Raw genomic sequence first — 16,797 nt, forward strand, 5'->3', positions numbered from 1 at the left:
TCCTTATGCCGTTTGCGCTGCGGTTTTGGGTTTCTCTTCTTTCGAAGCAGGAATCTCGACTTTGGATTGCTTCTCATAAAGGAACTTCAACACCGCTTGTCGACACTTCTGATACTGCGCATCATCCGCCAGTGCGACACGCTCACGAGGGCGAGGTAGGTTCACTTCTAACACTTCACCAATGGTTGCTGCCGGTCCGTTGGTCATCATCACGATTTTGTCAGATAGCAGCACCGCTTCATCCACGTCATGGGTAATCATGATGACGGTATTGTTTAGCTCGGCTTGAATCTTCATCAGTGCATCCTGCAAATGCGCACGAGTTAACGCATCCAACGCGCCAAATGGTTCATCCATCAGCAAAACCTTTGGTTGAAGTGCCAGTGCTCTCGCAATGCCGACTCGCTGCTTCATACCACCAGAGATTTCATCCGGCTTTTTGTGCGCGGCATGCTGCATTTGAATCAACTCCAAGTAGTGATTCACTTGTTCCTGAATCCACGCTTTGCCCTTTTTGCCGGCAATTTGTTTTACAGCTAGCTCAACGTTTTGATACACGGTTAACCAAGGCAATAATGAATGGTTTTGGAACACCACTGCGCGGTCTGGTCCCGGTCCAGCTACTTCTCGTCCATCGACGATCACGCCGCCGTCTGTTGGCATGTGCAGCCCTGCGACTAAGTTCAATACCGTTGATTTACCGCAGCCAGAGTGGCCAATCAGCGATACAAACTCACCTTTATTGATTTGTAAATCAACGTTCTTAAGCGCGATGAACTCGCCATCTGGCGTTGGGAATCGCATCCCTAAACGCGTTAGATCTAATAATGCTTTTTCCATGATCGTTTCCCTTATCTCAACGCTTGTTGTTTATTCCAAGACAGCCACTTTTGAAGTTGCAGCATGCCTCTATCGAGCATCAAGCCGATAAAACCAATGGTGATGACTGCCACCATGATGCGCCCCAATGATGCCGAGCTGCCGTTCTGGAATTCATCCCAAACGAACTTGCCTAACCCCGGGTTCTGAGCGAGCATTTCTGCCGCAATCAACACCATCCAAGCGATACCTAAAGAGAGACGTAAACCGGTGAAGATCATTGGAATGGCAGAAGGTAAAACGATAGTGCGAATGTGCTGCCACCACGAAAGTTGAAGCACTTTACTCACGTTGATTAAGTCTTTATCAACGCTCGTTACACCCACAGCGGTATTAATCAGCGTCGGCCATAAGCTACACAGCGCCACAGTGATCAAAGAGTTAATGAACGACTTAGCAAACATCGGGTCATCACTCACATAAGTGGCACTCACCACCATAGTGACGATAGGCAGCCAAGCCAAAGGTGATACGGGCTTGAGCAATTGAATGATTGGGTTGAACGCTTGATACAGCCCTTGATTAAGACCAAGCACGATGCCAAGTGGAATCGCAATAACCGTCGCCAGCAAAAAGCCTGCAGTCACAGTTACTAAGCTGGTTATGATTTGGTCGAAGAACGTCGGTTTACCAGTGTAAGGACGAATCTTTACTTCGGCGTCTGGATTCTTGGCTAACTTCGCGGCATTGCGTTTTTCCTGACGCTCGATAAACGCTTGTTCTTTTTCTCGCTCTTGCCAATGGTCATCGACAAGGTTGCTGAACTGCTGAAAAGTTTGCACCGGTCCCGGTAGCGTACCTAATGAGGTTTGCACTTCTCTCGCTGCTAAGTGCCACATTGCCAAAAAGATCAGCAAGCCAATCACGGGCAAAAGCACCAACCGACTTCGGTTCACTACCTGCTTAGCAGGAAAAAGGGAAATGACATTACTAGACATACTCACTCCTAAGAAATTTACATCCTTGTTATTGCGGGCAGACTCACCTGCCCGCTGTATTTTTTGTAGGACTGCTAACCCTAAACTTTGTCTGTTCCTTTAAGCCCGATAGAGAACTTCTCTAGATATTTATTTGGCTCGCGACCGTCATAAACGATGTTGTCGATAAAGTGTGTTTGTGGCGCACGAAAACCATCTTCAGCACTGAAATCTGGGAAGTCTTTTTTGCTCAACACACCATCTTCAATCAGTGCTTGAGCCGCTTGTTGGTAGATATCTGGACGGTAAACCTCTTTCGCCACATCCATGTACCAATCATCGGATTTCTCGCTTGAGATTTGCCCCCAGCGGCGCATTTGGGTCAGATACCAAATCGCATCGCTGTAATACGGATAAGTGGCGTTATGACGGAAGAACACGTTGAAATCTGGCACGTCTCGTTTGTCGCCTTTCTCGTATTCAAATGTGCCGGTCATTGAGTTGGCGATAACTTCGGCATCGGCTCCAACGTACTCGCTTTTTGATAACATCTTCACTGCTTCTTGGCGGTTGGCGTTGTCATTTTCATCCAACCAATGTGCCGCTCGAATCAAGGCTTTCACTACGCGAATGTGTGTGTTTGGATACTTCTCAGCCCAAGCTTTAGAAACACCAAACACTTTCTCTGGGTTGTTCTTCCAGATCTCGTAATCGGTCACGACTGGCGTACCAATGCCTTTGAAGACGGCTTGTTGGTTCCATGGTTCGCCTACGCAGTACCCTTTGATCGTGCCCGCTTCCATTGTGGCTGGCATTTGTGGTGGCGGTGTAACACTCAATAGAACGTCAGCATCCAACTGGCCACTGTTATCGCCTGATTCTGGCGCATAAAAACCTGGATGGATCCCACCCGCTGCTAACCAGTATCGCAACTCATAGTTGTGCGTCGATACAGGGAACACCATGCCCATATTGAAAGGTTTGCCTTTATCCAGATAGCTGTCGACCACAGGCTTCAGTGCATCCGCTTTGATTGGGTGAACAGGTTTGCCATCTGGTTGTTTTGGAATGTATTGCTTCATCTGCTCCCAAGTATCATTGGAAACCGTGATTGCGTTGCCGTTCAAATCCATACTGAACGCGGTAATCACTTCTGCTTTTGTACCGACACCAATCGTCGCGCCCAATGGCTGACCAGCAAGCATGTGCGCGCCAGCAAGCTCACCATCGATGACTCGGTCTAATAGCACCTTCCAGTTTGCTTGCGCTTCTAAAGTGACGTACAAGCCTTCGTCTTCAAAAAAGCCTTTCTCATAAGCAACCGCCAGCGGTGCCATATCGGTTAACTTAATAAAACCAAACTTCAGGTCTTCAATTTCTGGCTCACCCAACTCTGCCTTTACGCTGACCGTGGTGAATACCGATAACGAAATTGCTGACACTTTCAGCATCGAACTCCATTTCATTGGTTTGCTCCCATAAAAAAAGCGCCACTACTCCGAAGAGCAGTAGCGCCGTTGCTAAGTCTACAATTACCGCCGTTGATAATTGAGATAAGCGATTCAACAATAAACCCATACCTAGTAATCCAATTACTGTGCCAACTTATTTTTCACAGTAAATACAATGAATTAGTTTATTATACCGTTTCTTATTCCCTGCTATTGCTTGCTGATAGTGCAACACGCACCACGTTAGAAATCGCACTCTAACCCCAAAGTGGTAGAGCAACTAATCCAACACTTCCAAAGTTGTTATCAAATTCTTGGCAACTTGTGCGAGCGTTTGGCTCGATTGCATGGCTGAATTTCTTAGCGCTTTATACGCCTGTTCTTCATCAACGCTGTGCATCTTCATCAGCAGACCTTTCGCTTTTTCCACCAGCTTGCGCTCTTCAATCTTATTGGTCAGTAATTCAATTTCCGATTGCATACTTTCGAATTTCGCTCTCACTAATGTCGCATGTTCAATCCAAGGTTGAAGTGCAAACTCACTATCGTGCGGCATAAGAACATAGTCCATTTTTTCTGATAACCGATTGATATCATTGGATGATAATTGCTTTAAGACGATAAGAAGTGGTGCCGATTTTCTGCGGCAGAAATCGACGATCAAACGCAGTTCCGCGGTTGGTTGCTGCCATCCAACCACAACGCTTGCCGACGGTTCTCGTTGCATTAACGTTTCTAGTTGTGCCAATTGGCAACCGATGATGTTGTCGTAATCTTTGCTCAATAAGCTCGATAATCGAGCCTGCTCTTGGAGGCTATCACAGCATACTATGATGGGTGTTTTTGACGTTGATTGAGTCATGCACATTCCTTGTTTATATCTCACTCACTAAGAGAGACATAACAAGGAATGTGCCAACTAAAGTAGACGCGTTTTAACTAGAGGCAAGATGTTCTTTGAAGAAGCCGAGTGTGCGCTCCCAAGCGAGTGCTGCTTCTTCCGGTGCGTAGCGTGCTGTTGAGTCGTTATGGAAGCCGTGGTTGACGTTCTCATACATTAACGCTTGATACTGTGCGTCGGTTGCGATCAATTGCTGCTCATAAGCAGGCCATGTGTCGTTAACACGCTTATCGAGCCCTGCAAAGTGAAGCATCAACGGTCCTTTGACTTGCTTTTGGATCTCTTGTGCAGCTGGTGTTCCATAAAAAGGCACACCTGCATCGAGCTCTTCAGGCATTACCGCTGCAAGCATATTGACAATGTATCCACCGAAGCAGAATCCAACCGCGCCCAATTTACCGTTACCACCCTCGTATTGTTTGAGGAAGTTAGCCGCTGCAATAAAGTCTTGTTCGATCTTGGCTCTGTCCATCTCTTTCTGCATGGCGCGCCCCTCATCGTCGTTCCCCGGATAGCCGCCGAGTGGATAAAGTGCGTCTGGAGCGAAAGCAATAAAACCATCTTTTGCAAGTCGTCTTGCGACGTCTTTGATATAAGGGTTCAGACCTCGATTTTCATGAATAACCAACACGGTCGGCGATTTTAAGGTCTTCTTCTGTGGCATCACCAAATAACCACGCCCTTCTCCATGCCCATTTGGAGATGGAAAGGTTTCGTAAGTTGCTTTGATGTCAGGATCGTTAAATGAAACTTGTTCTGCGAGTGCGTAATTCGGGGTTAACGCGTCGACCAGTGCTGTCATGCTAAAGCCAAGCACAGCAAGGCCACCCAGCCTATTTAGAAACTCACGGCGCGTGATTTTTCCGTGGGCGTATTCGTCGTACCAATCGAAGGCTTCTTGCGGGATCGGATGGGAAGCCTTTTCACTAGGAGTGGTATGCTTTAGAACCATTATCCATGTCCTCTGTGTCTTACCATATGGGATTTTCTCATTCTCAAAAGCGCAGGGAGAAACGAACGCGATTGAGGCTAAAACTTTGGTTTCACCATTCTGATACGGAGCAAGGTGGTGAAACACATCATTGGCGAGCTAGGATCTTTTACCTTCTTCAAACAATAGATAATGGATTCAGATTCAACAACTTTGCGTCGTTGGTTTTACATTAATTGACAGTAGTGCGTTATTGCTGGGCGCAATAGGCTTGCCAGTAAGAGAAGGCACGTTCGAATGCTATTTCTCTGTCGTGCATTTGTGCAAACAAGACCACTGTCATGGTGGCAAGAACCGTATTTGCCATTTGGTTCATGTCATCTTCTGACGTCCCAAATGGGCAGTTCGCAGGCATTGGCACCTCAGATAGCATTTGCTCCGTCCAGTAATGCGATGTCACACCACTTGTTTGGCTTAACCATACGGTTTGGCTTACTTTCGGGTTGTATTCTGACTCACCCGATTGTCCTTTGAATGACACAACGGCATGAGCGGTTTGACCAATCTCGAATTCGACTTCAGCATGAAGTTGTTGGAACCCAGGATGGAAGCTACCACGAATACCAACCGTCGCCTGCCCCGGATTCAATGCTCGAACCACGGTATTAATCGGCGTTCTAAGCCCATAACAATTCTTCCAACCGATCATGGTTTCTGCTTGGGGTGCAAACGAACTCAGCGGCAGATACACAATGTTTTGTGTTTCTAACACACGCTTTGCTTCTTCTGCTGATTCCGCTTTGTTGATAGAAAACTTATCGAGGTAATCTTCGGCATGCAAACGACCAGATTGACGGTCGTGATAGCCGTGCATCAGCACTTTATGACCATTATCGGCGAGGATCTTCGCTGCCAACAGGTGCCAAGGCTGCCCTGCCGCTTCACGTTTGCCTGCATAACATGGCCAGTCAATGTCTGCACCAATAGCTGGCATGCGGGATTGGAATGCTTTCACAAAGCCAGCGATTTCTTGTTGAGTTTCGTTCTGTACACGGATCAGCATCAATAGCATTGCCATCTGATCGTCGTCGCACTCACCGTTTAGGTATTCATCCATAACTCGAAACGCTTGGTCAAAGTTCAGTGGTTTTCTACCACGTTCGCCACGACCGACTGTTCTAATACATTCCAAAATGCTGCTCATATTCCCTCGTATTCCGTCACTGACTGTACGGTTTCTATTAGTTGTTCGCGCAGTTTGACAACTTCTCCCATCACAATCAATGCTGGGCTCACGCCTTTAAGTGTAATCGATAAATCATTGAGCTGATTGAGTTGTGTAACATGCACTTGTTGTTGAGGGCTGCAACCATGAGTGATGATCGCGACTGGAAAATCTTCTCTCAAACCAGAGCCTATTAAACCCGTTTGTATTTGCGATGACTTTTCTAACCCCATATAGAAGACTAACGTTTGTCCGCTTTGCATCAGTTGGCTCCACGCTTCAAATGCGCCTGTTACCACTTGCCCCGTCACAAAGGTAACGCTACGAGCAACGCCACGATGAGTCAGCGGAATCAAGCTGTTTGCTGAACATCCAATCGCAGCGGTAATGCCGGGAATGACTTCGTACGCGATTGAGTGTTTGACGAGCGCTAATGCTTCTTCGCCTCCACGGCCAAATACGAAAGGATCTCCCCCTTTTAAGCGCACAACTCGCTTTCCTTGTTGAGCGAGCGACACCATCAAGTCACAAATTTCTTCCTGACCAATACTAGGTTGTCCGCATCGTTTGCCCACGTAAATCCAATCGGCTTGTGGCGGAGCCAACTCCAAAATATCTTTGTTAACCAAACGGTCGTACAGCAGAATCTCTGCCGACATAATCGCTTTCACAGCCTTTACGGTTAACAAGTCAGGATCGTGCGGCCCTGCTCCGACAATCGAGACAAAACCTTTGTGGTTCGCGTCTAGGTCTACTGAATGGTCTTCTAAAAGTTGGTTCAGTTTGCTTGCTTGGTCATGCTTAGAAAAACGAGACGAGCGTTCTTGTTTCTGACTCGCTTGTCCTTTCTTAAACCAAGACTTTTGATAAGGCGCTTCCATGTGCTTATCCTCTTTATGACTTACTTTATTTGAATAGCCAGACTTTGCTGGTTCGCTTGCTGTTTGCCCTTTTGATGCTGATGGCTGTCGACCATTTGTTTGATTTGAGAAACGCACGAGCCACAGTTAGTGCCGCATTTGAGTTTGTTTTGAAGTTGAGTCAGTGAAGTGCAGTCTTGCTTCTCCATCGCGTCATGGATTTGTTTATCAGTAACACGGAAACAACTACAAACCAGTTTGGCACTGCTTTGCGATTGAGTGATGGTAAGCAGTTGCGATAGCTCCATTGGCTTGCCAATCAAGCCGGTAAAGTTGGTGTAGTCGGTTTGAATCGGTTCATTAGACACCACTAAAACAGAACGAATGATACGAACGTCTCCAACAAGGTCGTAATCCACCGCTAGCCAACCTTGGGCAATATCTATCGTAATTCTGCGGCTCTTTTCCGTTCGACAAAAACTCTGCTTCTTTGGTCGCTTATCGTGTACAAAGCGCCAAATGCCCAAATTGCTTTCTGCTTGAAATGCGCTGTAGAGAAACTTGCCGGAATCAAACTGTGTACCGATGAACATACCGTAGGTTTTTACCGCCGCATCTTGCACTTCAACATAAGATGACTTAAACGCAGGCTGCCCGGAAATAGGGTCTTTTGCGCTGTTTACTATCGCGTTAACACTGCTTTCACCGCCATATCGACCCGCCCAGTGCATTGACATAAATAGCTCTTGAAAACCCAAACCTTCATCAATGGCAACTTTGGCATAAATACTGGTGTTTGAAGTAGGCTGAAACAGCTTAGTGAGTTGTCCTGCTTTTAAGCGGTTTTGAGTAGCAGAGAGTGTGTTCATGTACACGGTTGGTTCTAACTCAGAGGCGGCAAGGTGTGCGATATGCCCTGTGCGCGTCATGGTATGCCATTGGTCGCGTTGCCTGCCCGTATTGAGCCACCAGCTTTTTGTTCTCTCTAAACGCGTTGGAGATTCACTGGTCACGACAAAACGCGCTTTACCATCTGGGTGCGAATAGACGCCATCAGCAAAAGGACGCTCTCCTCCCCATTGTGTTGGCACCCACTCTTCGTATTCATGCTCGGTTAAGTTCGCGTATTGAGAAAGATCTAGCTTCAATGGTGAATCTGCATTCATGCCTGTCATCGCCGCATATTCCCTGAATACCGCCCGCTCTGAAGTAAACGCAAAACCATTTCGTGTCTTTTCCAATGCACACAGAGCTTGTCCGACTTGGCTTATCGCCCACCAATCTGATTTTGCTTCACCCGGAGGCGTTTGAAACTGGCGCTGCCTTGAAAGTCGACGCTCAGAGTTGGTTACCATGCCTTGCTTCTCCCCCCAGCCAGCGGCGGGCAGCAACAGGTCCGCGTAATGCGCGACATCCGAATCCGCTGTGATATCGGAAACAATCACAAACGGACAAATCTCTAGTGCACGTTTTACCAATTGGTTATCTGGTAAAGAGACAACGGGGTTGGTTGCCATGATCCACAGAACTTTAATCTCACCACGTTCTACCGCCTCAAACAGTTCAACGGCTTTTAAACCGGGCTGAGTGGCAATTTCTGGTGAATCCCAGAACGCTTGCACTTGCTTGATAGACTCTGCGTCAAAAGCACGATGAACCGCTAATTGATTTGCCAAACCACCGACTTCTCGTCCGCCCATCGCATTCGGCTGACCTGTAATAGAAAACGGCCCGCAACCTGACTTGGCAATTTTGCCTGATGCCAAATGTGCATTAATAATAGCATTGCCTTTGTCGACACCATTTTCGGCTTGGTTAACCCCTTGGCAAAACAACGTGATTGCGGTTGGGCTTTGCGCAAACCATTGGAAGAATGTCGTGAGTTTTTCTTCTGAAATGCCAATGGAAGACGTTAGATTAGTGACATCGTAACGCGAATCAGAAACTTCTTCTGCAAGCGCATCAAACCCGTCGGTATAAGAATTAATGTATTTAGAATCAACGCATTGCTGCTCAGTAAGAAACTTAAGCAGCCCATTAAAAAGTGATACATCCCCATCATTTTTAATCGGTAGATGCAAATCGGCTTGCTGTGCTGTGACCGTTTCACGCGGGTCAATAACCACCAGTTTGAGATTAGGATTGTCCTCTCTCGCTTGTTGAATACGTCGAAATAAAACAGGATGCGTCCAAGCAGTATTCGCACCGCAGATGACCAACAGCTCGGTATTATCAATGTCATCGTAATTGACGGGAACGACATCTTCGCCAAATGCTCGTACATGAGCCGCAACCGCCGAAGACATACACAAACGCGAGTTAGTATCGATGTTAGCGCTGCCAACATAGCCTTTCATGAGTTTGTTGGCGACGTAATAGTCTTCCGTCAACAACTGGCCTGACACGTACATCGCGACGGAATCCGGTCCAAACTCTGCTTTCGCTTGATGAATCTTTTCTGCAATCAGATCTGTGGCTTGTTGCCATTGCACTTCTTGCCCTTGAGGTCGCTGCTTGGTGACAAGCTTTGGATACAGCAAACGCGAAGGCATATTCAAGCTCTCTGCCAGCGCGACGCCCTTTACGCACAGTGATCCCGCATTTGCAGGATGACACGCATCCCCAACGATTCCTTTCGCATTGACCTCGACACCACATCCAACACCACAATAGGGACAAGTGGTTTTTTTGCATCCTTGCGACATTCCGCCCCCTGATTCTTTCCTTAGAATGACGAGCTACAAGCGAAAAAAAACCTCTCCCGAAACGAGAGAGGCTGCATTGCCTATAAAAGCTCAAAAAGTAATACCCTATCCGCTTAACCGCCTGCTAAGGGAAAGCGGCGCATCGAGTTAACGATGAACATAATCTAAATAGCAAACCCGATGCCAATTTTATATTGCATTACATTTCAATAACTTAACAAAATCCATTTTCACTTTATAATTGGCAATGCACTGATTAGGTGCGATTTTGAATCACAGAAGTGCAAGATTAACGGGCTAGTGCCATGACCAGTCTCGGCTCTCCATCACCGAAATAATCTTCTTCTTTTTCCAGAACCTTAAAGCCTAACGAAGTGTACAACTTGTAAGCCGGCGCATTGTTTGGATCGACAGTTAACTTAATAACAGAATCGGAACTTGCTTTTGCGATTACATTCTCCACAAGCGAACGTGCAATCCCCTTTCCTCGGTGCTGACTATCTACCGCAAGTGACAAGATCCAATGGGTGTTTTGTTCATCACTTTGTGCCATCAATACATAGCCTGTGACTTGCTCGCTTTGCTTGGAAACTACCAACCCCTGTTGCCAGCAATCAAATGCTTGTCTGAAGAAGAATCTTGGGTATGCATGATGCCCAAACAGCTTATGCTCAAGCTCGTATAGCGTAACTAAATCTTGTTTTTCTGCTGAGGTGATCTTCACAACAACTCACTCCTTCGGGACACATTAAGCAATATCTAAAGCCCCATTTCGATAAACTCCAATTATTTCAGTCAGATTCTAGTGCTTTACCAACTTTAGGCAAAGGTTGATTTTTCAAACAAAGAATCGTGTTCATGAGCACTCTTTCATATTAACGGAACGTCGTACCAGTTTTTATTTGATTGTTGGTTGTTTTTTGTAGAATAATCGCCGCTCTTATATACAAAAATAATAAAAACGATAAGGGCTAACCCGCCCACCATGAGCAACTGCACTCACCTTGCTAGGCGAATCATTATAAAAAATGAAGCATCCGCGCTTAAACGGAGACTTCCATTACGCTGTCAAAATTAGAGTTAAATAATGTCGATGTCTGGATTCGAGCAATCACCCCTGTTGCTCGATTATAAAAATAAAAAGTGGTGGCAGTTTTTAGGCATTCAAATCCTAATATTTTGCGCAATACAAGTAAGCTATAGCCTCTCCAACTTTTACGTGATAGCGCAAGATCGTGTCCACGTACTCTCTTTTACGGCCGCTTTCGTTGTAACAGTCATACTCCGATACAGTTGGCGCGTATTGCCAACAATCATTGCTGGGTTACTTTTCTACTATGGGTGCTTTTCCAAACGTCCGTGGGAAATGGCTTTGCTATTTTCTGTGTTGCTACCCGCATTGCCGCTGTTGTTTTGTCACCTCTACCGATCCGCATTAAAACGCGTTGCGGCGTATAACTTCACCTTAAAGCTCAGTTATTATGCGGTAGTAATCGGCATTCTCTATCCTATTGCAAACACTGCTCTACTCATGCTGATTAGTGCCTTTTTAAGTGACGTGACAAATCTCTCTTTTGAGTTTATCGCTTACTCTGTTTTGAGCGCCATTTTGACACAAATGGTACTAACTCCTCTGTTGAGCCTTGGTTTAAGCTATGTCCTTGATGGAGAAAATGCACCGTATATTAAGCTCGATCGTGCAATGATGGCGGCCTACTCTGATCCATTCCACTATCGCTTATGGTTGATGGTATGTGCGCTATTTTTGGTCGCTAGCATATCCACACAAAACCCGCTGACACTTAATACGCTCAGTTTGATGTTACTGTGCCTAGTAGGCATGGGGTTAGGCAAATTAGGTTTACTGCGCCCCATGTTGATTGGTGCAACAACATTGCTGGTATGCGTGGAAAACATCATCAGTCGATACAATCTTGGCTTTATATCTCGTGAACAAGTTTATGCGATGCTGCTGGTTTTGTTTGTACTGACCATGCTCACTTTTATGCTTGGTGCTCATACAATAAAGAACTATGTCACAACACGTAATGCGATTCGAAAAGAACGCATCGATAGCTTCACGGGCTTATACAATCTCGCGCAATTAAAAGAAGATGTCGCAACGCAAACTCACGCGACATTGATCTACATCGATCTTGAACCAACCTTATCTAAACTTCATGGATTAGGACACCAAGGTCGAGCACAGTTAATGAAACAACTTAGCCAATACCTCGCGTATAAGACTGACCACCTAACTCGAGCTTATCTGCCGCCATTCGCTAGCGGTTTACTTTGTTTTGCACCACGCTTGCCAAACATGGAAGCAGAGTTAAACAAACTCATTGGGCTGTTAGACCGTTTTTATTTTTACTTCGACGACAGCGCGGTAAGCCTTGTAAAACGTACCATCCAGTGTGCTTCCATCGACGGAAACCACAATCTTGATCCTTTGATCTCCAAACTGTGCGAGCAACAAGGTCGCGACACCGCATGCGTGAACTGGGTAACACACAATCAAGAAGAAAATAAGACACTTAACCAGTTGAGCTTCATTCAACAGTGCTTTCGCGAAAACGAATTTGAGCTCTATTGTCAGCCTTATCGAGCGCTATCGGATAACGCTCAAAATGCCCACTTTGAGATTTTGCTGCGCCTTAAACCTAAACAGGGAGAGCTTATGTCTCCGGCTGAGTTTTTCCCTTTAATCAATGAGTTCGGTTTAGAAAGAGAGCTAGACAAATGGGTAATCGAACACACTTTCAAAGCGCTAAAAAACCATATTAAAGATTGGGACTCGATCGGACGATGTGCCATCAATCTGACCGCCAAAGCGCTGAATTCACAGGGTTTAGCGGAAGACATTCAAACCGAAGCGGAGCTACACCAGATCCCGATGAATAAACTGTGTTTTGAAATCACTGAGTCGGATGCACTTCGTAACGAACCAATTGCAATTCAAAACTTAAACAGACTTCGGGAAGCAGGTTCCACCATCGCACTGGATGATTTTGGCACCGGTTATGCGAGCTTCGATTATTTGCGTCGCCTTCCCCTTGACGTGCTGAAGGTGGACGGCTCATTCGTGAAAAACATTGTCGACAGTGAAAATGACAGAATAATCGTCCAAGCCATCAGCCAAGTCGCCAGCAGCATGCAGTTAGTCACGGTTGCCGAGTTTGTCGAATCAGAAGATCATATCGACACACTGAAAGCGCTAAATATCCAGTTTGCTCAAGGGTTTGGGGTCGCAAGACCACTGCCGCTTTCGGAACACCTTACAATGTTATCGAACAAAGCTTAACCGCAACATCTAAAACCATAAAATCGTAATATTTCGCGATATAATTTCAATTTATAAACACCGAACTGAAACTATATATCGCTTTTTCCAATTTTACATGGTTCGATAGTTTACACCTTTGCCTCTTCACTAGCATGATTCACCATCACCTCCATGTGATAACAATCACTAAAACAGTTAACATCCGCGCGATTATTATTTTTATAAAGGCGAGTTTTAAGTGAAAGAATCTCGAGATACATTAAATTTTAGTGAATTAAACACAACAAACGCTTGGACTAAACATGATACCCATTGGGTACTAAGTCTGTTTGGTACTGCCGTGGGTGCGGGTATTTTATTCTTACCGATTAACTTAGGTATTGGCGGTTTTTGGCCACTTGTCGTCATGGCGGTACTCGCCTACCCAATGACTTATTTGGCACACCGTGGCCTAGCACGATTTGTGCTGTCATCAAAAGTGAAAAACGCAGATTTTACCGATGTGGTTGAAGAGCACTTTGGCACAAAAGCGGGACGCTCTATCTCTCTCTTGTATTTCCTTTCGATCTTCCCGATTCTACTTATCTATGGCGTAGGTATTACCAACACCGTTGACAGCTTCATGGTCAACCAAGCGGGTATGGAGCCATTACCGCGTGCCCTACTGTCCGGCGTATTGGTGTTCAGCTTAATTGCTATCATGATGGCGGGTGAAAAAGTGATGCTACGTGCGTTTGCTATCATGGTTTACCCATTGGTTGCGATTCTGGCGTTTCTTTCATTTTATCTGATGCCGAACTGGAGCATGCCAGTGATGGATGCGCCGGGAATGTCGTCCTTCGCAAGCACAATGTGGTTAGCGATTCCGGTTGTGATCTTCTCTTTCAGCCACGCGGCAGCAATTTCCACTTTTGCAAATGTTCAACGTCGTCATTATGGTGATGCGGCCGATAGTAAATCAGAGCTGATTCTGCGTCGTACAAGCGTCATGCTGATTGCGTTTGTTCTTTTGTTTGTGTTTTCTTGTGTCTTGGCGCTTTCTCCAGAGCAACTGGCAGAGGCGAAATCGCAAAACGTATCAGTACTGTCTTACTTAGCAAATGCAACAGACAATCCATTCATTGCAACGCTTGGCCCACTTGTAGCATTTGTCGCGATTACCTCCTCTTTCCTTGGTCACTTCCTTGGTGCGCGTGAAAGCTTGAATGGTTTGATCACTAAGCATTCAGATATGCCGAAACGCCGTGTTGATCACATCAGCGTTGTGGTGCTATTCGTGTCTATTTGGATTGCGGCAATCATGAACCCAAGCATTTTGGGTATGATGGAGGCGCTCTCTGGACCGGTTATCGCGATGATCTTGTTCATTATGCCGATGTTGTCGGTGTACAAAGTGAAAGCGTTAAAGCAGTATCGTGGAAAAGTATCGACGTACTTTGTCCTATTGACGGGGATTATTGCAGTAAGTGCGTTGGTTTTTAGCTTGTTGAGTTAAGAAAAGAGACGTGGCTTTTATTTTCAGGGGAATACCTTATTTTTTATTAAGGTAATTCCCTGAATTTTGCTATGGTTTTCTTATTCGGTAATAGAAAGAGACTTTCTCATTACATGAATGTGAAAACACCTACGATCATTAGTACAGACGCGATGCAAGTACGACCGATGATACCAAAGTGGGAAGGTTGAATCATTTCATTGTGCATAGGCAATCTCCTTTTTAGTGAAAACAAGCCTTTTTCTCTTGGCTTACTAACACTATGTCGAAAAAAGCATTTTTCCACAACTCATACAAAGATTAAATTTTTATTACAGTCATGTGAACTTTTAGAGATCGAACGATTTTTTAAGATTGAACTATCATCAAACGGCGTCTTTATTTTTGAATCGGTCAGCGAAAATATCCCCACCAGCCCTCCGACCCTTCTTATATAAATAACCGCAGACAGACTCTACCTTCCTCCTCTACGACAAAGCTGAACTTTTTAAACGTTAACCTTGACCATATGCCTAGTTTCATTGGCTTGGTGAAGAGAATAATAAGCAGAATAAAACCGCTAAATCTATGGCTAATCGCGATTAAGAGATGATAAACTTGTTACGTGTTTCATTATAAGAGTCAGCTTTTCTAGCAACAGTCTGATGCCTTTACCGTTAAAAACGCTGCGATTCCTTTTTCCTATTATATTTGGAGTGCTTTGCTCACTACCCAGCCTAGCCGCTGACGCGCCCAAAAAGGAAAGCTACCTAAAGCAACATCTTGCTCGCGCAGATTATCCAATGCTGGAGTTCTACTTCGACTCCATTGGTAAACCTCGTTCAATTAAATCTAGCGATCTGTCGCTGCCACCTAATGCTTCGCCAGAATCTCAAGCACTGTATTACTTTGCCCGTATCTATCTAGAACGCTATGAAGGGGTTCCTTTACCGAAACTTCCCAACCTTGTGGAGTTTGGTAAAAAGCACAAGCTGCCGTGGGTTATTGCAGAAGCCAAACTCAACCAAGCCGTAGAATTGGTAGAAGCAGACGAAGTGTGGCAAGGCGAACTTCTATTACACGAAGTCATCAACACCGCGCGTGAGATCGGTTATGACTCTTTGCAGGGCCGCGCCTATCGCTGGTTAGGTAATGCCGAAGTCCAACGCGCTCAAGTGCAAACAGGCCTAAGACACTACCGTACTGCTTACGATCTGCTTGAACACTCTGAGTTTGAAATCCAAATCGCGATGACGCTCAATAATATCGCTTCTCTTTACATGGAACTGTCCGATTGGAAGCGAGCGAAAACCTACTTAGATCAAGCGATTGATGGGTATTTAAACAGCGATAATCATTACGACAACAGCCTTTTCCTGGCGATCATGTACGCTAACATGAGCGTGGTTTATTTTGGAATGGAAGAGTACCTTGAGTCTGAACACTATTTCGAACAAGCAGCGAAACTGTCGATGGAAACCGGCTCAGTAAGAATCAAACATAATTCTGTTTCCAACCTATCTCAGCTTTTGAGTACGCTTGGTAAGATAGATGAATCATTAGAGCTAGCAGAAGCCTGCTTAGCCTTACCTAACCCTCAGAATCATAAAAGTATCAAAGCCGCTTGTTATGAGGCGTATGCCGAAGCGTACCTCGCAGACAATCAGTTTGATCAAGCAATCTTAAATGCGAAGTTGGCACTCGATAGCTTAAATGAATCGGCTAGCGCTGAAACTAAACAAAAAATGGACCTTCTTCTAGTCATGGTTCGAGCGAATCAAGAGTTGAAGAAGTTTGAAGCTGCATTTGATTACTTAGGTCAGTTACGCAGTTTGGAGCGCAACTTTTCTAGCCATGTCCATGGTGAAGAAATGATTAACATCAAGCTCGATCTTGAGGCAAAGTTAGCGCAAAAAGAGCTGACCTTACTAGAAGCAAAAAATGCGTTGCAAGCGTCTGAGCTTGAATCTCAACGCTATCGTGAAATCTTCTATTTTTGTGTCGTTGCGGCTATCGGTTTTTGGTTGTTCCGTTACATCCGCCAGATGAATAAGATCAACGAAGAGTTGGCGCAACAGAACACAACAGACCCGCTAACTAAAGTCCATAACCGCCGCTACCTTCCTAGCTGGTTGGAAAATATGGCTCGTCGCCGTCCAGATAGAAAG

Annotated in this window: 12 protein-coding genes; 3 read left to right on the forward strand and 9 right to left on the reverse strand. The window is 45.4% G+C overall.

Translation table 11 applies throughout. The annotated features are described in order from the left end of the window. Nucleotides 1-3: 3 nt before the first annotated feature. The 9 genes from VJL_RS11760 to VJL_RS11805 form a co-directional block, all read right to left on the reverse strand. Nucleotides 4-840, reverse strand: coding sequence for an ABC transporter ATP-binding protein (locus VJL_RS11760; protein WP_038871668.1), 837 nt, complete (start codon nt 838-840; stop codon nt 4-6). An 11-nt stretch (nt 841-851) separates the two neighbouring features. Beyond that, nucleotides 852-1,817, reverse strand: coding sequence for an ABC transporter permease (locus VJL_RS11765; RefSeq protein ID WP_005375889.1), 966 nt, complete (start codon nt 1,815-1,817; stop codon nt 852-854). 80 nt (nt 1,818-1,897) lie between these two features. Beyond that, a complete protein-coding gene (locus VJL_RS11770) occupies nt 1,898-3,262 on the reverse strand; it encodes a CmpA/NrtA family ABC transporter substrate-binding protein (RefSeq protein WP_038878116.1) in 1,365 nt (454 codons plus the stop codon). A 265-nt stretch (nt 3,263-3,527) separates the two neighbouring features. Further along, nucleotides 3,528-4,109, reverse strand: coding sequence for an ANTAR domain-containing response regulator (locus VJL_RS11780; protein WP_038878119.1), 582 nt, complete (start codon nt 4,107-4,109; stop codon nt 3,528-3,530). Nucleotides 4,110-4,182: 73 nt separating this feature from the next. Continuing rightward, on the reverse strand, nt 4,183-5,100 hold the full coding sequence (locus VJL_RS11785) for a dienelactone hydrolase family protein (protein ID WP_038878122.1): 918 nt from the start codon (nt 5,098-5,100) through the stop codon (nt 4,183-4,185). Between the two features lie 229 nt (nt 5,101-5,329). Beyond that, entirely contained in the window at nt 5,330-6,283 is a 954-nt protein-coding gene (locus VJL_RS11790; RefSeq protein WP_038878124.1) for a glycosyl transferase family protein, read from the reverse strand. Then, nucleotides 6,280-7,185: a uroporphyrinogen-III C-methyltransferase gene (gene cobA, locus VJL_RS11795; protein ID WP_038878126.1), complete on the reverse strand. Its 906-nt coding sequence runs from the start codon at nt 7,183-7,185 to the stop codon at nt 6,280-6,282. The genes VJL_RS11790 and cobA overlap by 4 nt, the downstream gene beginning before the upstream one ends. 20 nt (nt 7,186-7,205) lie before the next feature. Beyond that, entirely contained in the window at nt 7,206-9,869 is a 2,664-nt protein-coding gene (locus VJL_RS11800; protein ID WP_038878128.1) for a nitrate reductase, read from the reverse strand. A gap of 289 nt (nt 9,870-10,158) precedes the next feature. Beyond that, nucleotides 10,159-10,593, reverse strand: coding sequence for a GNAT family N-acetyltransferase (locus VJL_RS11805; RefSeq protein WP_038878130.1), 435 nt, complete (start codon nt 10,591-10,593; stop codon nt 10,159-10,161). Between the two features lie 363 nt (nt 10,594-10,956). Here VJL_RS11805 and VJL_RS11810 point away from each other — a divergent pair, with 363 nt between their 5' ends. The 3 genes from VJL_RS11810 to VJL_RS11820 all read left to right on the forward strand — a co-directional run. Next, the gene (locus tag VJL_RS11810; RefSeq protein ID WP_038878133.1) at nt 10,957-13,173 is read left to right on the forward strand and encodes an EAL domain-containing protein; all 2,217 of its coding nucleotides are present in this window, start codon (nt 10,957-10,959) and stop codon (nt 13,171-13,173) included. Nucleotides 13,174-13,393: 220 nt separating this feature from the next. Further along, nucleotides 13,394-14,650, forward strand: a complete 1,257-nt coding sequence (locus VJL_RS11815) for an aromatic amino acid transport family protein (RefSeq protein ID WP_038878136.1) — start codon at nt 13,394-13,396, stop codon at nt 14,648-14,650. Between the two features lie 644 nt (nt 14,651-15,294). After that, nucleotides 15,295-16,797, forward strand: a 1,503-nt coding sequence (locus VJL_RS11820) for a tetratricopeptide repeat-containing diguanylate cyclase (protein WP_038878138.1), incomplete at its 3' end; no start/stop codon positions are given.

It is taken from the genome of Vibrio jasicida CAIM 1864 = LMG 25398 (genome assembly GCF_000400365.1).
GTDB classification, from domain to species: domain Bacteria; phylum Pseudomonadota; class Gammaproteobacteria; order Enterobacterales; family Vibrionaceae; genus Vibrio; species Vibrio jasicida.

Excerpts from the sequence above, each read along its gene's own strand:
- VJL_RS11760 (WP_038871668.1), bottom strand. The coding sequence starts at position 840 with ATGGAAAAAGCATTATTAGATCTAACGCGTTTAGGGATGCGATTCCCA.
- VJL_RS11765 (WP_005375889.1), bottom strand. The coding sequence starts at position 1,817 with ATGTCTAGTAATGTCATTTCCCTTTTTCCTGCTAAGCAGGTAGTGAAC.
- VJL_RS11770 (WP_038878116.1), bottom strand. The coding sequence starts at position 3,262 with ATGAAATGGAGTTCGATGCTGAAAGTGTCAGCAATTTCGTTATCGGTA.
- VJL_RS11780 (WP_038878119.1), bottom strand. The coding sequence starts at position 4,109 with ATGACTCAATCAACGTCAAAAACACCCATCATAGTATGCTGTGATAGC.
- VJL_RS11785 (WP_038878122.1), bottom strand. The coding sequence starts at position 5,100 with ATGGTTCTAAAGCATACCACTCCTAGTGAAAAGGCTTCCCATCCGATC.
- VJL_RS11790 (WP_038878124.1), bottom strand. The coding sequence starts at position 6,283 with ATGAGCAGCATTTTGGAATGTATTAGAACAGTCGGTCGTGGCGAACGT.
- cobA (WP_038878126.1), bottom strand. The coding sequence starts at position 7,185 with ATGGAAGCGCCTTATCAAAAGTCTTGGTTTAAGAAAGGACAAGCGAGT.
- VJL_RS11800 (WP_038878128.1), bottom strand. The coding sequence starts at position 9,869 with ATGTCGCAAGGATGCAAAAAAACCACTTGTCCCTATTGTGGTGTTGGA.
- VJL_RS11810 (WP_038878133.1), top strand. The coding sequence starts at position 10,957 with ATGTCGATGTCTGGATTCGAGCAATCACCCCTGTTGCTCGATTATAAA.